Below are 20,968 nucleotides of genomic sequence, written 5' to 3'. Positions count from 1 at the left end.
ACCAGAGGCTGAGTGCAGCACGCCAACCGCATCTCAGAGAGGTCGGAGGAGCCATGCATGCGGCTACCTCGTGCGCCTTCCTTCTCGACCGCCGACCTTGCTATTCACCTGGGGGACTGTCCGCACTGCCTCTTTAAATAAATGGACAGTATCATCAAAAATTATACATATTTGTGCTTTTTGTCTATATATCAAATTTCCATTACTAGACTCCTGCCGCACTACGGTGCCTCCAAAGGGCAAGCACGAGCGATGCGTACCGCTGTTTCACCCCAGCCGAAACACGTCCATTGCGCGCCCCAGCGACTCGGCGCCGTCCTTGAGCCCCTGGGCCGCCGCCGTGGATTCCTCCACCAGCGCGGCGTTCTGCTGCGTCACGGTGTCGAGCTGGGTGACGGCCTCGTTGACCTGGGCAATGCCCTGCGACTGCTCGCGCGTGGCGCTGCTGATCTGCTGCACCAGCGCGCTCACGCGCTCCACCGCATCGACCACGCCCTGGATGGTGGTGCCCGCGTGGTCCATCTGCTGGGCGCCGCTGGCGATCTGGTCCACCGTCACGGCGATCAGGCCGCTGATCTCCTTGGCCGAGCTGGCGCTGCGCTGGGCCAGCGCGCGCACCTCGCCCGCCACCACGGCGAAGCCCCGGCCCTGCTCGCCCGCGCGGGCGGCCTCCACGGCGGCGTTCAGGGCCAGCAGGTTGGTCTGGAAGGCGATGCCCTCGATCACGCCCACGATCTCGCTGATCTTGGTGGACGAGTGCTTCATCTGCTGCATGGCGGCGCCCACCTCCCGCACGGCCTGGCCGCCGCGCGAGGCGACCTGGCTGCTCTGCGCGCTCTCCTGCGAGACCTGGGCGGCGGTCTCGGCGGTATGCAGCACGGTGCTGGCCAACTGCTCCATCGACGCGGCGGTCTCCTCCAGGCTGCTCGCCTGTGATTCGGTGCGCGCCGACAGGTCCAGGCTGCCGCGCGTGATCTCGGCGGCCGACTGGGTGAAGTTGCCCACCTCGGTGCGCACGTCGCCCACCACCGCGCGCAGGTTGACCTGGGTCTGCTGCAGCCGCTGCATGAGCGCGCCCAATGGCTCGGGGTAGTCCGCGCTGACCGAGGTCGCGAGGTTGCAGGCCGAGATGTCGGATGCGAACCGCGTGGCATCGTGCAGCCCGTGCAGCACGATGGCCTGGAAGCGCCACAGCACCCAGCCGGCCCCCACCAACAGCAGCACTACGCGAGCGCCCCAGGCCGCCGCGCCCTGCAACCCCAGGGCGTCGGGCACCAGCGCCAGCAGCACCATCACGGCCAGCAGCAGCGCCATGCGGGGCAGCATCGCCATCTGCGCCAGGCCCTGGCGCCAGCCGCGCAGGCCACGGTAGCGCACGCTGCCCGCCTCCAGCGAGAAGCTGCGGGCGCCCGAGGCGGCCTCGCTGCGCATCTGCGCGTACAGCGCCTCGGCGGCGGCGGCTTCGGCGGCGCCGGGCTTGGTGCGCACCGACATGTAGCCGCGCGGCTTGCCGCCTTCCAGGATGGGCGTGACATTGGCCCGCACCCAGTAGTGGTCGCCGTTCTTGCGGCGGTTCTTGACAAGGCCCGTCCAGGGCTCGCCCCGGCCGATGGTGCGCCACATATCCTTGTAGGCCTCGGCGGGCATGTCGGGGTGGCGGATGATGTTGTGGGGCTGGCCGATGAGTTCGTCGTAGCCGTAGCCGCTCACGCGCACGAAGGCCGGGTTGCAGTGGGTGATCTCGCCCCGGGTGTTGGTGCTGGACACCAGCAGTTCGTCCCCGGAATAGTCGAAGTTCTGCTGGGTCACCGGCAGATTGATGCGCATGAAAGCTCCCTGATGCACCCGCGCCAGGTGCGGTCTGCACGGGTTGTAAACGGCTGACCGCGCCCCGTTGACAGTGCGTGTACCCTGTGCCAAACGCACATTGAATGCTCGACTCTTTCGATCCTCGCCAGAAAGCCGCGAAGGGCGGCATGGACAAGGCCTAGAACAGGCGATTTGCACGGCGCGCTGACGAAGATGGTGTCTTTCAGCCCCATCCTTCGGCCAGAGGGTGAGGCGATGGGCCTTGGTTCGACTCTTGCCGAACCAAGGCGGGCGGAACGTCCAATCAATTAGTGTACAAATTCAATAATAGTGTTCATATTTTTCATGGAAATACATGCAAACCCGAATGTCTTCATCACTTGACACGCTCAAGAATCGACACAAGATTCGCTACTCCAGCTCCTCCCATATTGAAGACCCCCGCCAGTTCAGGACTCTTCAACCACTGGGTGCCGTACCGGCCTAGCAACTGCCGGGATGCCATGACGTGCATGGAAACACCCGTCGCGCCGATGGGGTGACCTTTTGATTTCAGTCCTCCCGAAAGGTTGATCGGCAAACGCCCGTCGGGAAAGACCCACCCTTCCTCCAGCGCCCGCGCGCCCTCCCCGAGTCCGGTCAGGCCCATCGCCTCGTACTGCATCAGCTCAGCGATGGAGAAGCAGTCATGCGTCTCGACGCAATCGATGTCATTCAGGGTTACTCTTGCTTCAGACAGTGCATGTCGCCACGCGACTCCAGCACCGTGCAGAACACTGGCATCGCGTGCAGCCAAAGGTAAGAAATCGTTGAATTGCGCCATCGCACGCAGACTCACAACATCGTCTCCCTTGCTATGAGCTTGGGCATGACTCATGACAATGGCCGCTGCGCCATCTGAGATCGGCGAGCAGTCACTAAGCTTCAGACGCCCCATGACGTGAGGGTTATCGGCCGAGACCACGGAACATGCAGCCAAGTCCATGGGCCTGCGAAAATGGGCCAAGCTATTGGCGGCGCCGTTGGAGAGATTCTTGTGCGCGATGCGAGCCATCGCCATGGATGGATCGGCAAACCGCTTGGCATAGGCATCGGCGGCACGGGCAAAAAGTCCAGCAAACCCTGCTGGCGTATCCGCCTCGCTATCAACGTGGCTCGCCTTGAGCAGCAGCCGACCCGCTTGGACAGAGGTCAGATGCGTCATCGCCTCGACGCCAATGACCAGCACCCGTTGCGCGCGCCCTGATAATATGGCCTGAGCGCCTACGTGCACCGCCGCCGCCCCCGAAGCGCATGCACTTTCCACCCGGATTGCGGGGCACCCCTGAAGGCCGGGAGCCAAGGCTGCGGACAGGCCGGCGGTGAACCCTTGCTCCGAAAAACCATGATTGAAATGGGAAATGACGACAGCATCGATGTCCGCGCCTTCGAAACCGGCATCGTTCAATGCCTCCTGCGCCGCCTGCTGCATCAGTGCTTGCACACTGCAGTGGGGTCGCCGACCGAACGGGGTATGGCCGAAGCCAATCAGATCGATATATTCCATCTGTATAAATCCGTGACTTTCCAAACGAGGGCGTCTCGAAAAACGCACGGATGCCGAAGGCGCACAGTCTCCATACTCAGCAGGTAACCGACCTTTACGGAAGTCACTTTCGTTGGGGCTTGCACTGCATGGAGAAAAGCAAGGAAACGACGCGGGCCTTGACCGGGAACAGACAACGGCAAGCTCGTTGTGCCGGCATGAGCCCTTTCTCGATCGCGTCTCAACGCCGGAAGGGACTCAACAGTCCCACGGTCATCGGCGGCAATCGTGTGAGGTCACAGGAACGATTTCAGCGACACACCAGGGTCGCAGGCACGTTCAGGACTCGGACTCGCCCCCACCTCTAGCAGCTTGCGCGCGGCAATGTGGTCAGCCGGCGCGTTCACCGACTCAACGCATATCAGCCGGCCCTGGTCATAGTGCAGCAACGAGAAGCCGTCCACCGTGGTGCCGGGACGGAGATGACGCACACCATCGATGGGCATCAGCCCGGCGATCTGCAAGCGCATCCCCCCTTGCTCAGACCAGAACCAGGGAATTGCTCCATAGGCCTGAAGTTGGCCAGTCAGTGTGGCAGCCGCCGTGCGCGCCTGGTCGTTGGCGTTTTGCACCGACTCCAACCGCAACCGCCTTCCGGTGGTGGGCTCGGGAAAACAGACGCAGTCGCCAATCGCAAGGATGGCCGGATCCGATGTGCGCATGTACTCGTCGACCACGATGCCGTTCTCGCACACGAGACCGGCATCGCTCGCCAGGCCATGTTCGGGCACGGCGCCGATCCCCAGCAGCAACGCATTCACCAGATGCCGCTCGCCATCCACCTCCAGCGCTGCAAGCCGCCCCTCCGCACACTCGAATCCACCGACGGCCACGCCTACACGCACGTCCATGCCCTTCTCGCGATGAACCTGCAGCACGTGTTGCGCCAGCTCAGGGGAGGCGGATCGCATGAGCAGGCGGGGCGCCGATTCGAACACCTGCACGCGCTTGCCAAGCGCGCATGCGGTGGCCGCGACTTCCAGGCCAATGAAGCCTCCGCCGATCACGGTGAGGCTGCCTGGCCCCTCGAGCAGCGCACGCACGCTCAGCGCATCCGCAGCGGTGCGCAGCACGGCCACGTTCCCCAGCCCCTCGGGCAGGTGGGGCAGCCGTCGGGCGCGCACGCCGGTGGCCAGCACCAGATGAGCGTACTCAAGCTGTGCACCAGAGCGAAGTCGCAGCACCTGATGTGCGCGGTCGATCGCCAGTGCGGGATCAGCCCGGTGCACCGTGATGCCTGCACTGGAATACCACTGCGCGCTGCGCAGCGTCTGCAATGTCTCGGTGGAGTTCTTAAGAAACGACTTGGATAGCGGCGGCCGCTGGTAAGGTACCTCGTCCTCCTCGCAAACCAGATGGACGCGCGCGCCCTGCCCCAGGGCCGCCAGGGCCGCGCACAATTGCGCCCCGGCATGGCCTCCGCCCACGATCACAATGGATTGGCTATGCATTCAATCTCCCTGCGGCAGGATGCGCCTGATGGTGGACTCAGAATTTGTACTTGGCGGACATCATGAGCCGGCTCAATGTGCCGCTCAATCCGGACTCGACCTGCCGACTGGCGCGCAGGTACTCGATTCCCAAATCCACCTCCGGGGCGGGGGACCAGATCAGGTTCGCATGGGCCGTCCAGAAGGACTTGTCCAGCACACTCCCTGCGGCGGCAGCCAAACCGTCCGGGTAGTCCCCGCTCACCCTGGAATAGGCGAGTGTGGAACGAAGCGAGGGCGTCCAACGATGGCGATATGCGACAAAACCGCCCCGTGTATCGACACCTCGCAATTCACCGGTCATCGCGGCTCCCGTGCCGCTGGTCACCAACACGGCGTCACCGAACAGCGCGCCCTGGGTGCGTCCCATGTTGCGGGTCGCGCTCACGCCGAACATGATTCGGTTGTAGTCGCCCGTCGTGGGAATGAAGCCGGAAAAACCCAGGCCATAGCCCGTCTTGCTCAGCGAGCGCTGGGGAGCGGGCTCTGCCCCAAAGGCGGCCTCGGCAGTGTTCACCCGCTGCAGCACGCCGACAGCCTCGTACTCGCCCGGCCCCAGCTTGAAGTGCAACTTGCCGTTGAACAACGGCGATTTGTCATTGTCCGGTCCAGTCACAGCGCCTGCCATGCTGATGATGCGCGACTCGGGGTTCTCGATGGCTGCGGACCAGAAGCCAAAGCTCGTAGGTTGCGTCCAGCGGAAGCCCGCCTGGCGGAAGGGTCCGAAAATCCCGATCTGTGGCGTGAAGTCGATCGTCTCAGGTACTGCTGAAAGGTTGGCAATATTCGACCAGTACTGCCCGGCGCCGAAGCTGCCGATAGTGCCCCAAGCATGGCGCAACCGCGGGTTGTTCGAGTTCGTTGCGGTTTCCGTCCCCGCGGTGCCATAGAAATCCGCCTCCAGCAGCGTGGTGATCGGCCCCCAGCTGGAAGGCGTGTGCGTGCGCAGCGTCAGGCGGGATTCCTTGGCCGATGCTTTCCAGTAATTCTTCTTGAGCGCAGTGTTGGGCGTGTTGGAAAGCGGAATCATCGATGGGATGAGCAATTCGTCTGAGCCACCCGGGTTTCCAAGCGGGCCCCGGTTGCTGTATGCCATCTGGCCTTTGACATAGCCACTCAGCGAGATCGAAGTGTTGGAAGCAGGCAGCTTGAAGCTGCCGGGGATGTTTCCCTTGGTGACTGCATCCTGGGGAGCCGCAGGGGCGCTCGCCTTGGCCGAATTGTCCTTTTCCAGTTGCTCGATGCGCTGCATGAGGGCATTGACTTGTGCCTTCAATGCGGAAACGTCGTTCGCGTCCTGGGAGTAGGCTGGCACGGCGACGGCAGCCGCGGCCAAGGTCATGATCATTTGTCTCATAGTCGTTCTTGAATTGGTTTTGAATTGAATGGGGAAGAGCTGATCTCTCGTGGTGAAGTGGTATTGGATGCGTCGTCGGCCAACCTCCTTTTCGAAGGATGCGCTGAGGCTTTTGCGGCTCATGCGCCGCGTACGCGGTCGATTAGCGCACCGCAATCTCCGGGCAGCGTTTCAGCGCGCCAGGCGACCATCCCATCGGGGCGCACCATCACGAGTCGCCGCTCGTAGGCGGCAGCGATCTCAGGCTGATCGATGTCGACGACTTGCAGTGGCACCCCGTGCTTGTGCGCGGCCAGGCACAGCGGCCGGGTGTCTGGAGCATCCGCGCCAAAGCGCAGCAGCACAAAGCCGCGTCCAAACAGGTCCAGCAGGGAGCGGCCATCGGCGAGCCAAGCGTGCGGTGCCCGGTGGCCTGGACGCGCTGTCGGCAGGTAAAAGCTCGGGTGGTCGGCCGGCGGCGCCGTTCCATCGGGCACGACGATGGGCGAGTCTTCATAACGGTAGCCCAGCGCAATGCCCTGCGAGAACCATTCCTGATGCAGCGCCACGCTCAGGTAATTGCCGACGTTGCGCCGCGCGGCGTCGCCCACAGGCCCTCCAGCCTCCACATTGGCCATGCCCGGCCCCACCCAGGCACGGTAGTTCTGCGTGGAACTGCCAAAATTGCGCAGCGCCACCGGCCGACGCTCGCGCGTATAGGCCTCCAGCAAACGCTGGCCGCCCCAGCCCTTCACCATGGCGTCGAGCATCCAACTCACGTCGGTGCAATCCCCAATCCCGGTATTGAGTCCATGGCCACCCGTTGGCGACGTCGTGTGCACGGCATCGCCCGCAAGCAGCACGCGGCCCACGCGGTAGGTCTGCGCCAGCGTCTGCGCGCGGCGCCAGGGCATCATGCGCACGATCTCGTAGGGCACCTGAGCATCACCGAAGGCACGCCGGATCACGGGCGCGATGTCATAGCGCTGAGGATCCAACGCCGCTTCCGAGCCGACCACCGTGAAGCGCCACAGATCACGTCCATCTACCGTGGTCATGTTGGCCCAGATGCCGTCGGCGCCCATGAAGAGAAAGCGTTCACAGCGCCCATGGAAGTGGTAGCGCTCGAACTGCGGAATGCGCAGCATGGCGCTGAGCGAGAAATCCATTTGCGCCAGCACCTCGAACGGCACGCCCAATTGCTTGCGCACCGCACTTCCGGCACCGTCGCAGCCCACCACGTACTGCGAGTGCACGGTGATGCGTTCACCCGAGGTGGCGTCCGTCAGTTCCGAGATCACGCCATTCTCATCTTCCCGCATGCTTTCGAAGTTGACGCCATAACGAATGCGCGCATGGCTGCTTGCATGCACCGCCTCGGCCAGGATGGGGTCGAACTCATACTGAGCGCAGCGCCGGAGCATCTCCGGCCCCACCAACGGCACGCCGCGCTCTGCGGTGGAAGGCACGGGCGTGCGCGCCACCACATGGCCGGTGAGTGAGGTGCAAAAAACGTTGTCGCGTGGGTGATCGTCTGGGAAACAGGCTGCGATCTTGTCGATCAGCCCCCAGCGTCGGCAGAACTCCATGGTGCGCTCGTTTTCGGTGCCTGCCTTGGCAAGCAGCACCGTGGCCGTTCCTGGGTCGCGCTCGACCACGAGGCTGGCGGTGCCCATGTGGTTGAGGTCGAGCGCGAGCGCCAGCCCAATTGGCCCCCCGCCAACGATCAGCACGGGGGTTTCGATGGTCTTGCTCATGTGCTTGTCTCCTGCTCTATTTATGAAACACGTGTACAGATACCGGAAAGGACTACTTGCCCACGGACGGCGCACCCGGGGGTGTGGGATCCGAGGCTGTGCGGATTCCCCCACTGGTGATCAACGCGGCGATGCTCTGAGCATCGAGCCCGGCCTCCCGCAGCACCTCCACGCTGTGCTCACCCAGGCGTGGTGCCTGCCGTCGCACCGAAGGCGGCGACTCGCTCCATTTGCTCGGAATACCTATCTGGCGCACTAGCCCCTCGGTAGGGTGCTCCACGGTCTGGATGAAGCCCGTAGCGACCAGATGGGGGTCTTCGAGAATGCTGCTGAGCGTGTGCAGTGGCGCGGCGGGAATATCTGCCTCGCGCAGGCATTTGAGCCATTCAGCCGTGCTGCGCGTGCCCATGTGCTCGGCCATGAGTGCATAGACTGCACTGGCATGCTCCGTACGGCTGCCGATATCGCGCAAGCGCGGATCGGCCGCCATAGCGGCTGGCTGCCCAATGAGCTCGAAAAAAGCCTGCCAGTGCCGGTCGGTATAAGCAATGACGCAGATGTAGCCGTCAAGCGTGCGGTAAGGCTTGCGCTCCTTGTTGAGCTGACGCAAGTAGCCTGGTCCTCCTAGCGGCGGCTCGAAGGTCAGACCGCCCAGGTGGTCACCGTAGGTGGCCTGTACCATGGTTTCGAACATCGGCACCTCGATGTGCTGGCCGCGCCCGCTACGCTCGCGCCGGTACAGTGCCGAGACCAGTGCGATGGCGCCGTTCAGACCCACGGCCCGATCATTGAAGGACAGTGGCACGTAGTGCGGAGCCTCGGATCCAGCATCGACCAGCATGGACGGCACGGCCGTCAGCCCCTGTATCAGGTCCTCGTACGCAGGATGATCCGCGTATGGTCCGTCCTGCCCGAACCCCACAAGACTAATGGTGATGAGCCGCGGATTGGCGGCGGCGAGGCGTTCCTGATCCAGGCCCAGCCGCTCCATGGCGCGCGGCCGCACGTTGTAGACCAGGACGTCCGCTGTCCGCAGCAGCACCAATAGCGCGCCTACACCATCCGGGTGCTTGAGGTCGATGACGATGCTGCGCTTGTTCCGGTTCGCATGCAGAAAGGTGCTGCCCATACCGTCATGCCGCATGGGCGGCACTCTGCGGGTCGTGTCGCCCGCAGGCGATTCAACCTTGATCACGTCGGCGCCGAAATCAGCAAGGATCTGGGTGGCATAGGGCCCCATCACCACAGACGTCATGTCGATGATGCGCACGCCGTCCAGCGGGCCTGTGTTCATTGCGGCTTTGAGGGTCACTTCTTCTCTTTCGGTTCATAAATCTGCTGGGCTTCCTGTCCTGCGTCGGGCCAGGCACGGCGCAGCGGCTCCAGCCACGAGCCGGTGAACTGCGCATCGCGTGCCCGCTTGAGCGCCGGCATGCCGCCTTCGCGCAGGATGTCCACGAACCGGCGCCCGTCCGGCGCGCAGGCATGGGAACTCATGGACTTGGTAATGGTGTCGTGCGCGCGACCGACCAGCCTGGCCGCGTGGCGCCCCATGGCGTCGCTCATGCCATCAATACAGGCCTTGTTCAGCAGAACAGACTCGCGCGGCATGCGCGCAATGCGCCGTGCGAGATCGAATGCGCGCTCGTGCAGCATGGACTCCGGGAGCACCGTGAGCACAAGCCCGATGTCTGCGGCGCGCCAGGCATCGATGTAGTCGCCCGTCAGGATGAGGTACTTGGCCCAGGTCGCGCCGATCAGTGGCACCAATTCCGAAGCACCCGGATGGCCGATGCGGCCCTCGACCAGGCCGAAGCGTGCGTCGTCTGCGGCAAGCACGATGTCGCACTGCGCGATCATCCCCATGCCGGCACCCAGGCAAAGCCCGTGCACGGCTGCGATCACCGGCTTGTGCATGGCGCGAAAGGCGGCATAGAACTGCAATATCCGTTCACTGAAAAGATGCTCATCCAACGGAGTCTCTGCGGGGGCCGCGCCGGTCAGATCGCCGCCAGCGCAGAAAGCCCCACCGGCGGCGTCGATCAGGACCACTCCGACTTGCTCGTCAGCGTCCGCCAGCGCCATTGCGCGTGCGATCTCGTCGCGGCTCGAACCGGGGCCGATGCCGAGCACATTCATGCGCTCGGGCTGGTTGAGCGTTATGCGCGCCACTCCATCCTGGAGCCCGTAGGCGATATATCGAAATTCGTTGTCCTGATTCACGCTGATTGCTTCCTCATTCATCCGTCGAAAGACGTTCTCTTCGTGCTCGCGGCGTTGAGCTCCGCCATCTCTGATCGACATGGAAACGTGTTTTCACGTCCAAATTTGTAAACAGTGCACTATTAGTATATGCTAAGGCAACGGCACCGCAACACTTTTTTTACGGGCCGCAGCGGCCGATTGATTCATACACGGCCATTCACAGGCAGAGCCCATCGGCTCATGCGCACAAAGGAGCAATGATCTATGTCAACCACTACTCCCATCACGGAGGCCCCACCCCATTCCTGCAGTTCGGCGCGCCCCAAAGGCCTGCACCATGTGGGCTATGTGACGGCCGATGCAGCGAAGACCGCGGATTTCTATACCCGCGTGTTGGGCATGCGCTTCATTGGCACGGTCATCAACGAGAAGGTTCCCTCTACGGGTGACGACTATCCCTACATCCACTTGTTCTTCGAAATGGGTGACGGCTCGACCATCGCATTCTTCGAATCCCTCGGCCTGCCACCCCCTGCCGCCGCGTCACATGCCGCCTACACGGTGTTCAACCACTTGGCACTTGATGTGGGCACCACGCAAGCCGTCGATGCCTGGGCACAGCACCTGCGCGAACAAGGTGTGGATTTCATAGGGCCCATCGACCACAGCGTGATCTACAGCCTCTACTTCCAGGACCCGAATGGCGTCCGCATCGAACTCACGTGCACTACCGGCTGGGGACTCAGTCCGGAACAAGCAGTGGACCATTTGCAGCGCTGGGAAGCAGCGAAGGCCCGTTCGCGCGCGCAAGGCGACATGGCGCCCATGACCGCGCTAGTGAACGAGCTGCAGGGCAGCTACAAGCACGCGCACTGATCAAGACCGCCGCCCTCCCCGGCCACCGGGGAGGAGATCGTCCGATGGATCAGTGAACAGTTCTCACAGAGCGATCAACTGACGCTCACGCATCCAGTCGAGCGTGATGCGGACAGCTTGGCCGAGCAGTTCGGGCTGCCGGGCATAATAGTGATTCGCACCGGCGATGCAGTGCATCTGCTTATCGCTTGAACGTGCTGCCGCATACACCGCCCGCACATGTGAAGCGGGTGCGCCATCATCCCCTCCGTTTTCGATCACCAGCAGCGGCACGCCGATGTGCCGCACGCACTGCTCCGCATCGGCGCGCGAATCGTCGATCGACCACTGCGACAGCCAGGACCGCAACGTGCAAAAACGTGCGAATCCCGCCGGCCCGCTGTTGGCCGACTCCGGATTGCCGATGAAGCTCACACCCTGCGTGCGGTCATTCGGATCGATGGCGACATCAAGAAAACGCAGATCCGCCATGGTGCGATGCACGCAGAATGCCCGCTCCGTCTCGGCTCCCCCCTTGCGTCGCAATGCATCCAGCGTTGCCTTCACGCCATCCGTGATGCGGCGCACGCGCGCAAGCTGGGCTTCACGGTAGGCAGCGATAAAGTCGGATGAATACGGCGGCTGGTGAGGATTGCGGGGGTCGTAGATGTCGAGCTCGAAGTTGCGCGTCTCGGGCATGAGCTCGTCGATCACCGACGGATCGATGTACTCGGCCAGGATGCGCGCTCGGGAGATGCTGGCCGCCTGGAAAATCACGGCGTCCGCCGGAATCAATCCTGCTGCGGCGATGTCCACGGGGTCGCCCGCTGGTGTCTGTGTCACCGTCGGATGCTCGGCCTGGGACTGGTAGTAAGTGATCAGCGGGCCACCACCGCTCCAGCCGATCAGCACGACGCGGCGGTACCCAAGCACTTCCTTGGCATGGCGGATGCAATGCCCCAAGTCGAGCAAGGCCTTCTCGAAGATCAACGCCGAATCATTCCTGAAGTAGCGATTTTGCGCACACAACACATGCACACCCTGTTCGGCCAGCGCGCGTGGCACAGGCAAGATGTGCTGTGAGACGCTGGGGTGCATCATCACAACCACCGTGTCCGACGGAGCGCCGCTGGCGGGACGCATCAGCACGGCATCGACATGGACGATGCCCTGGCTGCCGGCAAAGCCGTAGGTTTCAACAAAAGTACGCCGTTCCTCATACTTGAGCGGAATGTAGTCGTAGGTTATGGAAGTGGAGCGGCTGGGGTCTGCAATGGTCATTGGGAACTCCTTGGGGGCTGAATTTGGCACGCCTGCGGCTGAAAAGCACGCCAATGCGGCAAGCGAACCGTAATGCGGGTTTACATGCATTAAAGAACACGCCATCAAATAGTATCCTATTTGATAGCTGCAGCCACGGTGCTTACCCGAATTCGGAGATCACGCCGGCGTTTCTGACTGTGGCGAGAGCTTTTTCTCTAACTTTTACAACTCTCCAGGAGACACGAAAATGCACCTTCAAGCCAAACCGATCACCCCTAGCCGCCGTGCATGGCAAACGATCCTTCATCGCAGCGTGTGGTTTTGCTCGATAGCCCTAATCGCACAGACCCAAGCGCTGGCCGACACCTATCCGTCACGCCCAATCACGCTGGTGGCGCCTTTCGCTCCCGGAGGCTCAGGCGACCTGGTTGCGCGCAAGCTCGCGCAGGCGCTTAAGGAAACATCCGGCGCCACCTTCCTTGTGGAAAACCGTACCGGCGCGGGCGGCATCGTAGGCAACGAATACGTGGCCAAAGCCAAGCCGGACGGATACACGCTCCTGACCGGTTCCGACTCGCTGCTGCTCGGGCCGCTGACACGCAAGTCGGTACCGTTCAGCATCAAGGACTTCATTCCAATTGCGCGCATACGGGTGGCCAACATCTACTTGGCGGCCAATGCCAACGTTCCCGCTGACAGTGTCCCCAAGCTAGTTGCTCTGACCCAATCAAAGCCGGGCGAGATACGCTATGCCTCCGGCGGTCCGGCAACGATCATGCATCTGGCGGGTGAGCAATTCGCGCAGAAGTTCGGGCTTCAAATGACCCACATACCCTATCGTGGCGCAGGCCCTGCGATCACCGATACGGCAGCTGGCCAAGTTGAACTGGCCTGGACAGGCGCAGCGGAAGTCGCGACGTTCCAGCAAAGCGGCAAGGTCAAGATCCTCGGCATGATGGGCGAGCGACGCTCCACTGCTTTTCCTTCAGTGCCAACGATGGGAGAACTCGGCTATAGCGACCTGACGATCTTCAGCTGGAATGGAATCTTCGCCCCAGCCAACACACCGCCCGAGATTGTCAAGTGGTTGATCGAGAAGATCACGGTCGCCACCCAGTCACCTACTTTCCTCAAGAATGGAGAGGTTATCGAGATCGATTTACAGAATGTCATCGTGGGTGAGAATTTCGGCAAATTTCTTGATGCGCAGCGCGAGCGCTACAAGACGATCATCACGAAAGGCAACATTCAGTTGCAGGACTGAGGATTCTCACGCATCCTCGGGGCGCTTTCGTGCCGTCCCGAGGTGTTCGCACTGCCTGTTTGCTCAGGCTACGACCGCCGCCAACGATTCGTGCAGGCGCGACACATCTTCCATCGCTTCTAGCGTTTCCAGCTGCGCCAGCAATTGCTCCAGAGCCAGCGCGCGCTTGGCGCTTCCCGCCACCGAGGGCTGCGCATTCGCTCGGAATTTTTCCCGAAACTCGTCCATTCCCATTGCGTGTTCAGGGCTCCAGGCATCGCCGCGTGCGGCTTGAGCGCTCTGGCTAAAGCAGCCGCGGGCCGTTGCGACATCAACCTCGGCGGGCAGTTCGCGATAGAAGCCAGGGTATTGCGCCAGCATCGCATCGCGCGTTGAGGGATTCACGTACATGATCACCTTGTCGCGCAGCGCCTGATAGCGCGCGCCGGCCAGCTTGTCGTCCGCGTGCCAGGCGGGTCCCGGCGGCACGCCACAGGCAAGCATGGCGATAGTGTGCGGCAAGCTGAACTGCGACTCGACCAGATTGCGCGGCCTCGAGTTCATCCAGGTAGGCCGCGTACTCATGGGACTCAGGCCGATACGGATCTGCGAAATCTCTTCGGGTTGGATACCCTCGCGCTGCACAATGCTGCGGAAGCAGTCGGCCGCCACGTGCAGATGGCGACATGAAGGATAAGGCTTCATGCCGGCATCGAGTATGTGCCAGCGTTTGCCCAGTTCGTGGAGCACCACGCCTTCGTCAAAGCGCGGCGAGCCATTCATGCGCCAAAAGCCGTTGTCCCCTTCAAGGATGTCATGAAAACCGGTCGCTCCCTCGCGCGCAAGCACTGCGGCGGTCACGGCAGCCTGCGCCATCCATCCGATATCCACCGACTTCTGCAGTGGCAGAGGACGATCGGCGTGGTATTCGTACTTCAACGTCGCAGGGGTTGGCGCATTGGCGCCCGCGATCCCGATGGTCTGACGCACCTGTTCCGTAGTGAGGTCCATCAGCACAGCAGCAGCCGCCGCCGCCCCTACCGCCTTCCAGCCGGTGCCAAGGATTGGCGGTAGCTCCACCTCGCCTTCTTTGCCCAACGTGAACGGCATGCCCATCGCCAGTCCCAGCCGCGCGGCCACATCGTAGCCGATAGCCACGGCAAGCAGCAGACGTTCGCCGCTGCAGCGGTAAGCCTGTGCCACGGCCAAGGCCGAAGGCACCAGAGCGGGTCCGATGTGCAACCAGTTGAAATGCGCGTCATCGAAATCGAGCGCATTGGCGGTCTTTGCATTCACATAGGCCGCCATCGCCAAGGAACCACGCTCCCCGGTTCCGAAAAACGTGGCCTGGGGACTACCCCCAAAGATGCGCGCGGTATTCAGAGCGATGCGCCCGATGGACGTTCCAGCACCGCCAAACGCCGCCCCGATGGCATCAAGAATGAAAGTGCGCGACATCTCGCGTACCGCCCCCGGAAGCTCCTCGTAGCGCGTCCTAACGATGAAATCGACCAGTTCATCAGTAACCATGATGCCTCCTTTTCTGATAGGGGTTTTTCTGAATTTCTCAAATTTCCATCAAATAGTATACTAAATCAATCGATACATCCATTCTTCTTTTGAACCACGGAATCTGGAGCCACCCATGACACGCATCCTATTCATTGAGCACGACGGTACGGAACACAGCGTAGAGGCCACAGACGGCGAGACGCTGATGCGGGCGGCCGTCAACCAATCGATGCCAGGAATCCTGGGTGACTGCGGTGGCACCTGTAGCTGCGCCACCTGCCACGCCTACGTCGAAGATGCATCCTCGGCACGCGTGCCTGCACCCACAGCGGATGAACTGGCGGTGCTTGATGGTGTGCTCGACCTGCAAGCGAATAGCCGGCTGATCTGCCAGATCGTCGTCAACCCAGGTCTCGGCGGCCTTGTGGTGCACGTTCCCAAAACGGACGGTGCATAGACTGCCAATGCATACCCAACCACCCATGCGCCACGACGACGATGCCTGCAAATTCGTTCCAACACCACCCGGATACGCCATCCGCTGCGCAGAGGCCCATGGCGGGCCTATTTAATCTGCACCAGGCTATAGCACTCGATGGCATCGGAGTCGTACGCCAACGCTGTGCCACAAAACAGCAGCGTGCCTCGGTAAATGCAGCGGTCGCCACGCTAGCCGCGCGCGCCGCTGATGCCAACGGTTCGGACGATGCGCTGTATGCGAGCGTACTTGTGACGGGTCTGCCACATAAAAAACTGGATCACCCCGGAGTTCCATTGCGCTGGGAGCACGAATGCGCACAGGCTTGTCTGCGCTACGAATCACGCAACGCAACGGGTCTGCCCTATGGCGCCAAGGCCCGCATGGTGCTGCTCTATCTTCAGACCGAAGCCATACGCAACAACTCACCGGAGGTGGAGCTCGGCCCCAGCATGCACGCGTGGCTACGTTCGATGACACGGCAAACACCCGGCGGCATGACCTACCGCATCATCCGCGAACAAGCTACGCGCTTGTTCGACTGCCAGCTGTCAATCATGTGGAAGTCCTTCAGCGCTCAGCCGCTGCACGCCCCGTTGGTGCGCGGCCTCTCCAATGCCTCAGGAGAGCCGCATGGCACCGCGCAGTGCCATGCCGAGGAGAGCATACCCGCGCGTGCCGTCCTTCACGAGGCTGTTTTTCAGGCCATCCGAGCATCGGCCGTGCGCGTGCGCCGCTCAGCCATACAGTGCATCAGTCACAACGGCACGGCAATGGATCAGTACATCCTGATGAGCCAGCGCCTGCCCACGCTTCCAGCCTCCGTGGCCATTCCGTGGCCCGCCCTGGCCGCCCGCTTTGGCACGAACTACAAGCGATTCAGCCAGATGCGGCCGCGCTACCTGGATGCACTGCGCCTGGCTCTCGCTGTGTATCCCGAGGCCAGGATCGACGTCACGGCGCACGGACTTGTGCTCCACCCCAGCCCGCCGCCAGCATGACTCCCGCGTGCGCCATGACGCAAGACTCCAACTTGGCATCGCGGGCTGGGATTCCTATAGTCCATATGCCCTATGAACCGCACCGATATGGTGCTTAGAAAGGAAATGATGACCGCAGCAACGACTCCCTCCCGGTGCCCTGTCGCCCATGATTTCGATCCCTTTGGCGATCGCTACCGGGAGGATCCTTATCCGATCTTCAAGGAGCTACGGGACGCGGCACCCGTGGTCTACGTGCCGGATTTGGATGCCTATCTGATCACGCGCTACGACGATATCGTCAAGGTCTTCATCGATCGCGAAACCTTCTCCTCCGAAGGCTCATCCAGCAACTTCTCGCCACTATGCCCCGAGGCCCAGCAGATCCTCTCGACGGGCTTTCCACGCAAGGCGACATTGACCAACTGCGATGCACCGCGCCACACGCGCATGCGCGCCGTGGTGGTCAAGTGCCTCACACCCCGACGTTGGTCGCAATCGCAACCGGCCGTGCGCGCCTACGCGACCCAACTGATCGATGAGCTGGTCAACAAGCCCGTCGCCGATCTGCAGGCTGATCTGGCGTACTCGCTGCCGGCATTCGCCGGCTTCGCGCTGCTGGGCTTTCCACTGGAGGACACCGACCTTCTCAAGGGCTGGTGCACCAATCGCGTTCTGCTCACCTACGGCAAACTGTCTCCCGATCAGCAAATTCAGGCAGCTCGGGAAGTGGTGGATTTCTGGAATTATGCTGCGGCGCACGTACAGCGCCGCATCAAGGAGCCGGGCGACGACCTCACCACCGACCTGCTTGAGGTCGCGCGCAAAAGCGACGGCGAGGTGACGACTGAGGATGTACTCAACATAGTCTATTCAATCTCGCTCGCCTCGCATGAGACCTCTCAGAATGCCATGCTTAATGGCCTGCGTCGTCTACTCGAAAGCCGCGACCAGTGGAATCTCCTGTGCGATGAGCCAGAGTTGATACCGGATGCTGTGGAAGAATTGTTGCGCTACGAAGCCCCCGCCATCTCATTACGCCGCAAGACCACACGCGACACCGAGATCGGCGGCATTCCCATCCCCGCCGGCGCGCGCGTCTTGATGCTGACGGGCTCGGCCAACCGTGATCCGCAGCACTTCCCCAATCCAGAGACGCTGGATTTCCGCCGTCCCAATGCACGCGAGCACCTCTCCTTGGGCAAGCAGTGGCATTTCTGCTTGGGGGCTCCGCTCGCACGTTTTGAATACGGCCTGGTACTGGAACAACTCACACAGAAGGCGCCGCGCATGCGCCTGCTGGCCGACCAGACTTTCGATTACCACCCGCTTGCGCAGTTCCGGGTCATGAAGCAATTGCTGGTGGAGCCCAGGCCCATGCAGTGAATCCGCAAACCAGAAAGGAACACACGATGAGAAAGTGGCGCTGCCTGACCTGCAGGCACATCTATGATGAAGAGTTGGGCGATCCCGAGCATGGCATTGCCCCTGGCACTCGCTTCGAGGATCTTCCCGACGACTGGGCATGCCCTGAGTGCGGCGTGGACAAGAGTTTCTACGAACCCATGTAACCCTCTCCCCTTGAGTTACTCCCTTCGCGGCGCCAGTCAACTGGCGCCGCTTTTTTTTGCGCAGAGCAGACGCGCTGAGCTCACCGCTGAACGTCAACCACCACGCGCCCCCTTACCTTTCCATCCAGAATCTCAGATGCCAGCGCGGGTAGACATGACATCGGCTCCACGGTAGTGATCTCAGCCAGCAATGCGGTATCCAGATCTCGCGCCAGCCGCGTCCAGGCTTGTTCGCGCAACGTACGCGGAGCCATGACCGAATCGATGCCAAGCAGAGCCACGCCGCGCAAAATATGCGGTAGCACCGTGGCGGGCAGATCTGCACCACCGGCCAGGCCGCAAGCGGCCACCGCTCCACCATAGACGGTCTGCGCGAGCACGTTGGCAAGCGTGGAGCTACCCACGGAATCGACCGCGCCCGACCAGCGTTCCTTTTGCAGTGGACCGCCTTTGCCGGACAACTCATTCCTGTCAATGAACGCAGACGCTCCCAGACGCCGCAAATAGTCATGGGTTTGCGGCCGCCCAGTGGATGCAGTGACTGCATAGCCCCGCCGTGCCAGCAGTGCGATGGCAATCGACCCCACACCGCCCGCTGCACCAGTCACAAGGACTTCACCAGCACCAGGCTGGACCCGCCCCCAGCGCTCCAGAGCATCGACACATAACGCCGCCGTGTAACCGGCGGTGCCGATGGCCATGGCCTGCTCGGTGGTGAAACCGGAGGGCAGGCGAAGCAACCATTCCGGCTTGACGCGCTGATAGCGCGTATAGCCACCCCATTGCGTCTCGGACAGTCCCCAGCCGTTGACGATCACCTTGTCGCCAGGTTTCCATTCCTTCGAAGAGGATTCGACCACGGTGCCGGCCAAGTCGATGCCACCCACCATGGGCAACTTGCGCGCGACCTTACTTCGGTTTCCGGACAACGCCATTCCGTCCTTGTAATTGAGGCCCGAATACTCTACCTGCACCAGCACCTCATGCAGCGGCAGATCCTGGATGGATAGGGTCTTGAACGAGGTAGTGGCGGTGCCGTCCACGTCCTCTACGACAACGGCGGTGAATGTCTGCTCCATGGCAATGCGTCCTAATGATGGTTGTGAAAATTCGGCGACCAGAACAGGCCGCCCTCGGATGTTAATAGTATCCTATTAAAAAATCACTATCCATCAAAGCATGCCATTGCCTATGGTCTGATCCGCATGCGCAGCACTACGCGGCGCGCCATCGCCGCATCGCGCGCTGCGATGGTATCCAGCAGTTCGACATGTTGGTCCAGCAGTTCCCTGCACGACTGCAGGCTCGGTAGCGCCGAGCGGTAACGTGGCGCCACTTGGTGGATGATCTGGCCGATGAGGCTGATTGCCTGGTTATCGATGCACGATTTCAGCGCCAACGACTGGGCCTCCACGCCCTCCACCATCTCCCGTCGAGTGCCAGCAGCCAGTGTCCTCGTAGCCTCCCGCAGTGCCTCTATCTGTGTCAAATCAGCGCGTTGGGCGGCCAGAGGGGCGACGGCCAACTCCAGTCCTTCAAGCACTTCCTTGAACTGTGCAGAACTCAGCCTCCCCTGAAGCAGGTAGCCGCTCACGAGCGACACGGTCTTGGCCGGATTGGGACTGCCGATGATCAGTCCGCCTCCATGGCCTCGTCGCATCTGGACAATCTCATAGCTTTCGAGCAGGCGGATGGCCTCCCGGAAGATGGCGCGCGAGACGCCGTAGCGCGCCAAAAATTCAGGCTCCGATCCCAGTCGCTGACCAGGCTCCACATTGCCGTGAGCCACCTCACGCGCGATCGCAACCGCCAGTCGGTGAGGTAGCTTGCCACTGCTGTCCCAGTCCGCTATTTGAGGGGCTGCTCCGCGCTCCAGGACGCTTTTGCGGCGCGAGGTGCGGGTATAGCGCTCCAGGTTGGCAACCGCCGCCTGCTTGACGAAAGCGACGCGCGCGAGCACCGCCTGCTCGGCCTCCAGAGGGTTGCCGGAAATGACCGCCTCGGCAACCCGGCAAACCGTTTCGCGGCCGCGCGCACGGTGCTCTGTCATAGCGGCAAACCGCTCGGCGTCCGGCATGAAGCCACCAGTGACTCTCCCGATCGACTCCATGAACAGCGAGAGCGCCAGATTGCGCGAAGCGCCCGTGACCGTCAGCCGGATCGCCTTGGCACATTCAAGCTCCATCGCGGCATCGTCGTGGGGTGCCTGTTGCAACGTGCGCAGCTGCGTGCGCAGAATCGCGATGTCCTCATCCGAAAGCCGCTGGATAGCCAGATCCACGGATTGCAGTTCCAGGATAGCCCGCGCTTCGAATAATTCATCCAGGTGCGCATCGGCCAACTCCAAGTAGGTCGCCATCGCCTGCACCGCTGCCGCACGCGCCGAATCCTGCACCACGAGCCCGCCACCGAAGCCTCGTCGCATAGACGCAACACCGTGCCGCTCAAGTTGGCGCACAGCCTCACGCAGCGTGGCACGCGAGATGTTGTACGTCTCCATCAACTGCGCTTCATTGCCAAGCAGATGACCCATTGGCCAGTTCAGCGCCGCAATATCTTCCTGGATGCGTTCGGCCACGACATCCGAGAGCTTGCTTCGCCTTTTGGTCGAGGATGGCGCCACCACACTGTCGTCTGAAGATGAAAGATCGCTCGATACGTTCTTGGCCGGTACGCTGGCGCGGTGTGTTGTGCTTGTGCGCATAATGTTCGGGAAAAAGAACCTCTGGCAAATGATTTGCTAATGAGGATAACCGGCTACCGCGTGCGGCGTGCGGCGTGCAAGCAAGTATGGGGGTAGGACGCCGAGCCGGGCCGGCTTTGGAAGGAGACCACGCTACGAAGCTCGACGGCCTCATTCACCCGCGCGAGACAGCTTTTCTCA

General features: G+C 62.1%; 17 protein-coding genes. 6 read left to right on the top strand and 11 right to left on the bottom strand.

Annotated features, from left to right (window positions below):
• Positions 1-267 precede the first annotated feature (267 nt).
• From ACODS0_RS14230 to ACODS0_RS14200, 7 genes are all read right to left on the bottom strand, one after another.
• Positions 268-1,827, bottom strand: coding sequence for a methyl-accepting chemotaxis protein (locus tag ACODS0_RS14230; protein ID WP_488835647.1), 1,560 nt, complete (start codon positions 1,825-1,827; stop codon positions 268-270).
• A gap of 358 nt (positions 1,828-2,185) precedes the next feature.
• Entirely contained in the window at positions 2,186-3,355 is a 1,170-nt protein-coding gene (locus ACODS0_RS14225) for a thiolase domain-containing protein (RefSeq protein WP_488835645.1), read from the bottom strand.
• A gap of 275 nt (positions 3,356-3,630) precedes the next feature.
• The gene (locus tag ACODS0_RS14220; RefSeq protein WP_488835643.1) at positions 3,631-4,845 is read right to left on the bottom strand and encodes an NAD(P)/FAD-dependent oxidoreductase; all 1,215 of its coding nucleotides are present in this window, start codon (positions 4,843-4,845) and stop codon (positions 3,631-3,633) included.
• A gap of 37 nt (positions 4,846-4,882) precedes the next feature.
• A complete protein-coding gene (locus ACODS0_RS14215) occupies positions 4,883-6,232 on the bottom strand; it encodes a DcaP family trimeric outer membrane transporter (protein ID WP_488835641.1) in 1,350 nt (449 codons plus the stop codon).
• A 128-nt stretch (positions 6,233-6,360) separates the two neighbouring features.
• Positions 6,361-7,977, bottom strand: a complete 1,617-nt coding sequence (locus tag ACODS0_RS14210) for an FAD-dependent monooxygenase (RefSeq protein ID WP_488835639.1) — start codon at positions 7,975-7,977, stop codon at positions 6,361-6,363.
• Between the two features lie 52 nt (positions 7,978-8,029).
• On the bottom strand, positions 8,030-9,271 hold the full coding sequence (locus ACODS0_RS14205; RefSeq protein ID WP_488835760.1) for a CaiB/BaiF CoA transferase family protein: 1,242 nt from the start codon (positions 9,269-9,271) through the stop codon (positions 8,030-8,032).
• Positions 9,272-9,285: 14 nt separating this feature from the next.
• Positions 9,286-10,281 carry an enoyl-CoA hydratase/isomerase family protein gene (locus ACODS0_RS14200; RefSeq protein WP_488835637.1) on the bottom strand — a complete coding sequence of 332 codons (996 nt, stop codon included), beginning with the start codon at positions 10,279-10,281 and terminating at the stop codon, positions 9,286-9,288.
• A 165-nt stretch (positions 10,282-10,446) separates the two neighbouring features.
• Between ACODS0_RS14200 and ACODS0_RS14195 the strand changes: the two genes are divergently transcribed.
• On the top strand, positions 10,447-11,058 hold the full coding sequence (locus ACODS0_RS14195) for a VOC family protein (protein ID WP_488835635.1): 612 nt from the start codon (positions 10,447-10,449) through the stop codon (positions 11,056-11,058).
• Positions 11,059-11,121: 63 nt separating this feature from the next.
• On the opposite strand, the gene ACODS0_RS14190 is transcribed toward ACODS0_RS14195, so the two are convergent.
• Positions 11,122-12,318 carry an alpha/beta hydrolase family protein gene (locus ACODS0_RS14190; RefSeq protein WP_488835633.1) on the bottom strand — a complete coding sequence of 399 codons (1,197 nt, stop codon included), beginning with the start codon at positions 12,316-12,318 and terminating at the stop codon, positions 11,122-11,124.
• Between the two features lie 229 nt (positions 12,319-12,547).
• On the opposite strand from ACODS0_RS14190, the gene ACODS0_RS14185 reads away from it, so the two are divergent.
• Complete coding sequence (locus tag ACODS0_RS14185; RefSeq protein ID WP_488835631.1) at positions 12,548-13,564, top strand: Bug family tripartite tricarboxylate transporter substrate binding protein; 1,017 nt, start codon at positions 12,548-12,550, stop codon at positions 13,562-13,564.
• Positions 13,565-13,627: 63 nt separating this feature from the next.
• On the opposite strand, the gene ACODS0_RS14180 is transcribed toward ACODS0_RS14185, so the two are convergent.
• Complete coding sequence (locus tag ACODS0_RS14180) at positions 13,628-15,073, bottom strand: MmgE/PrpD family protein (RefSeq protein WP_488835629.1); 1,446 nt, start codon at positions 15,071-15,073, stop codon at positions 13,628-13,630.
• Between the two features lie 115 nt (positions 15,074-15,188).
• On the opposite strand from ACODS0_RS14180, the gene ACODS0_RS14175 reads away from it, so the two are divergent.
• The 4 genes from ACODS0_RS14175 to ACODS0_RS14160 all read left to right on the top strand — a co-directional run bounded on the left by ACODS0_RS14175 (position 15,189) and on the right by ACODS0_RS14160 (position 18,084).
• Positions 15,189-15,512, top strand: a complete 324-nt coding sequence (locus tag ACODS0_RS14175; RefSeq protein ID WP_488835627.1) for a 2Fe-2S iron-sulfur cluster-binding protein — start codon at positions 15,189-15,191, stop codon at positions 15,510-15,512.
• Positions 15,513-15,610: 98 nt separating this feature from the next.
• A complete protein-coding gene (locus ACODS0_RS14170; RefSeq protein WP_488835625.1) occupies positions 15,611-16,534 on the top strand; it encodes a replication protein RepA in 924 nt (307 codons plus the stop codon).
• Between the two features lie 72 nt (positions 16,535-16,606).
• Positions 16,607-17,899: a cytochrome P450 gene (locus tag ACODS0_RS14165; protein WP_488835623.1), complete on the top strand. Its 1,293-nt coding sequence runs from the start codon at positions 16,607-16,609 to the stop codon at positions 17,897-17,899.
• A 26-nt stretch (positions 17,900-17,925) separates the two neighbouring features.
• On the top strand, positions 17,926-18,084 hold the full coding sequence (locus ACODS0_RS14160) for a rubredoxin (RefSeq protein ID WP_488835621.1): 159 nt from the start codon (positions 17,926-17,928) through the stop codon (positions 18,082-18,084).
• An 80-nt stretch (positions 18,085-18,164) separates the two neighbouring features.
• Here ACODS0_RS14160 and ACODS0_RS14155 read toward each other — a convergent pair whose 3' ends face one another.
• Both ACODS0_RS14155 and ACODS0_RS14150 read right to left on the bottom strand, forming a co-directional pair.
• On the bottom strand, positions 18,165-19,163 hold the full coding sequence (locus ACODS0_RS14155) for an MDR family oxidoreductase (RefSeq protein ID WP_488835620.1): 999 nt from the start codon (positions 19,161-19,163) through the stop codon (positions 18,165-18,167).
• Between the two features lie 110 nt (positions 19,164-19,273).
• Complete coding sequence (locus tag ACODS0_RS14150; protein WP_488835618.1) at positions 19,274-20,788, bottom strand: FadR/GntR family transcriptional regulator; 1,515 nt, start codon at positions 20,786-20,788, stop codon at positions 19,274-19,276.
• Between the last annotated feature and the right edge of the window lie 180 nt (positions 20,789-20,968).

Source organism: Acidovorax sp. FG60 (assembly GCF_057808995.1).
This window is presented reverse-complemented; position numbering and strand designations above follow the sequence as displayed.

Bases quoted from the DNA above. Each gene is read 5' to 3' on its own strand.
- ACODS0_RS14230 (WP_488835647.1), bottom strand. From the start codon at position 1,827: ATGCGCATCAATCTGCCGGTGACCCAGCAGAACTTCGACTATTCCGGG.
- ACODS0_RS14225 (WP_488835645.1), bottom strand. From the start codon at position 3,355: ATGGAATATATCGATCTGATTGGCTTCGGCCATACCCCGTTCGGTCGG.
- ACODS0_RS14220 (WP_488835643.1), bottom strand. From the start codon at position 4,845: ATGCATAGCCAATCCATTGTGATCGTGGGCGGAGGCCATGCCGGGGCG.
- ACODS0_RS14215 (WP_488835641.1), bottom strand. From the start codon at position 6,232: ATGATCATGACCTTGGCCGCGGCTGCCGTCGCCGTGCCAGCCTACTCC.
- ACODS0_RS14210 (WP_488835639.1), bottom strand. From the start codon at position 7,977: ATGAGCAAGACCATCGAAACCCCCGTGCTGATCGTTGGCGGGGGGCCA.
- ACODS0_RS14205 (WP_488835760.1), bottom strand. From the start codon at position 9,271: ATGAACACAGGCCCGCTGGACGGCGTGCGCATCATCGACATGACGTCT.
- ACODS0_RS14200 (WP_488835637.1), bottom strand. From the start codon at position 10,281: ATGTCGATCAGAGATGGCGGAGCTCAACGCCGCGAGCACGAAGAGAAC.
- ACODS0_RS14195 (WP_488835635.1), top strand. From the start codon at position 10,447: ATGTCAACCACTACTCCCATCACGGAGGCCCCACCCCATTCCTGCAGT.
- ACODS0_RS14190 (WP_488835633.1), bottom strand. From the start codon at position 12,318: ATGACCATTGCAGACCCCAGCCGCTCCACTTCCATAACCTACGACTAC.
- ACODS0_RS14185 (WP_488835631.1), top strand. From the start codon at position 12,548: ATGCACCTTCAAGCCAAACCGATCACCCCTAGCCGCCGTGCATGGCAA.
- ACODS0_RS14180 (WP_488835629.1), bottom strand. From the start codon at position 15,073: ATGGTTACTGATGAACTGGTCGATTTCATCGTTAGGACGCGCTACGAG.
- ACODS0_RS14175 (WP_488835627.1), top strand. From the start codon at position 15,189: ATGACACGCATCCTATTCATTGAGCACGACGGTACGGAACACAGCGTA.
- ACODS0_RS14170 (WP_488835625.1), top strand. From the start codon at position 15,611: ATGGCGGGCCTATTTAATCTGCACCAGGCTATAGCACTCGATGGCATC.
- ACODS0_RS14165 (WP_488835623.1), top strand. From the start codon at position 16,607: ATGAACCGCACCGATATGGTGCTTAGAAAGGAAATGATGACCGCAGCA.
- ACODS0_RS14160 (WP_488835621.1), top strand. From the start codon at position 17,926: ATGAGAAAGTGGCGCTGCCTGACCTGCAGGCACATCTATGATGAAGAG.
- ACODS0_RS14155 (WP_488835620.1), bottom strand. From the start codon at position 19,163: ATGGAGCAGACATTCACCGCCGTTGTCGTAGAGGACGTGGACGGCACC.
- ACODS0_RS14150 (WP_488835618.1), bottom strand. From the start codon at position 20,788: ATGCGCACAAGCACAACACACCGCGCCAGCGTACCGGCCAAGAACGTA.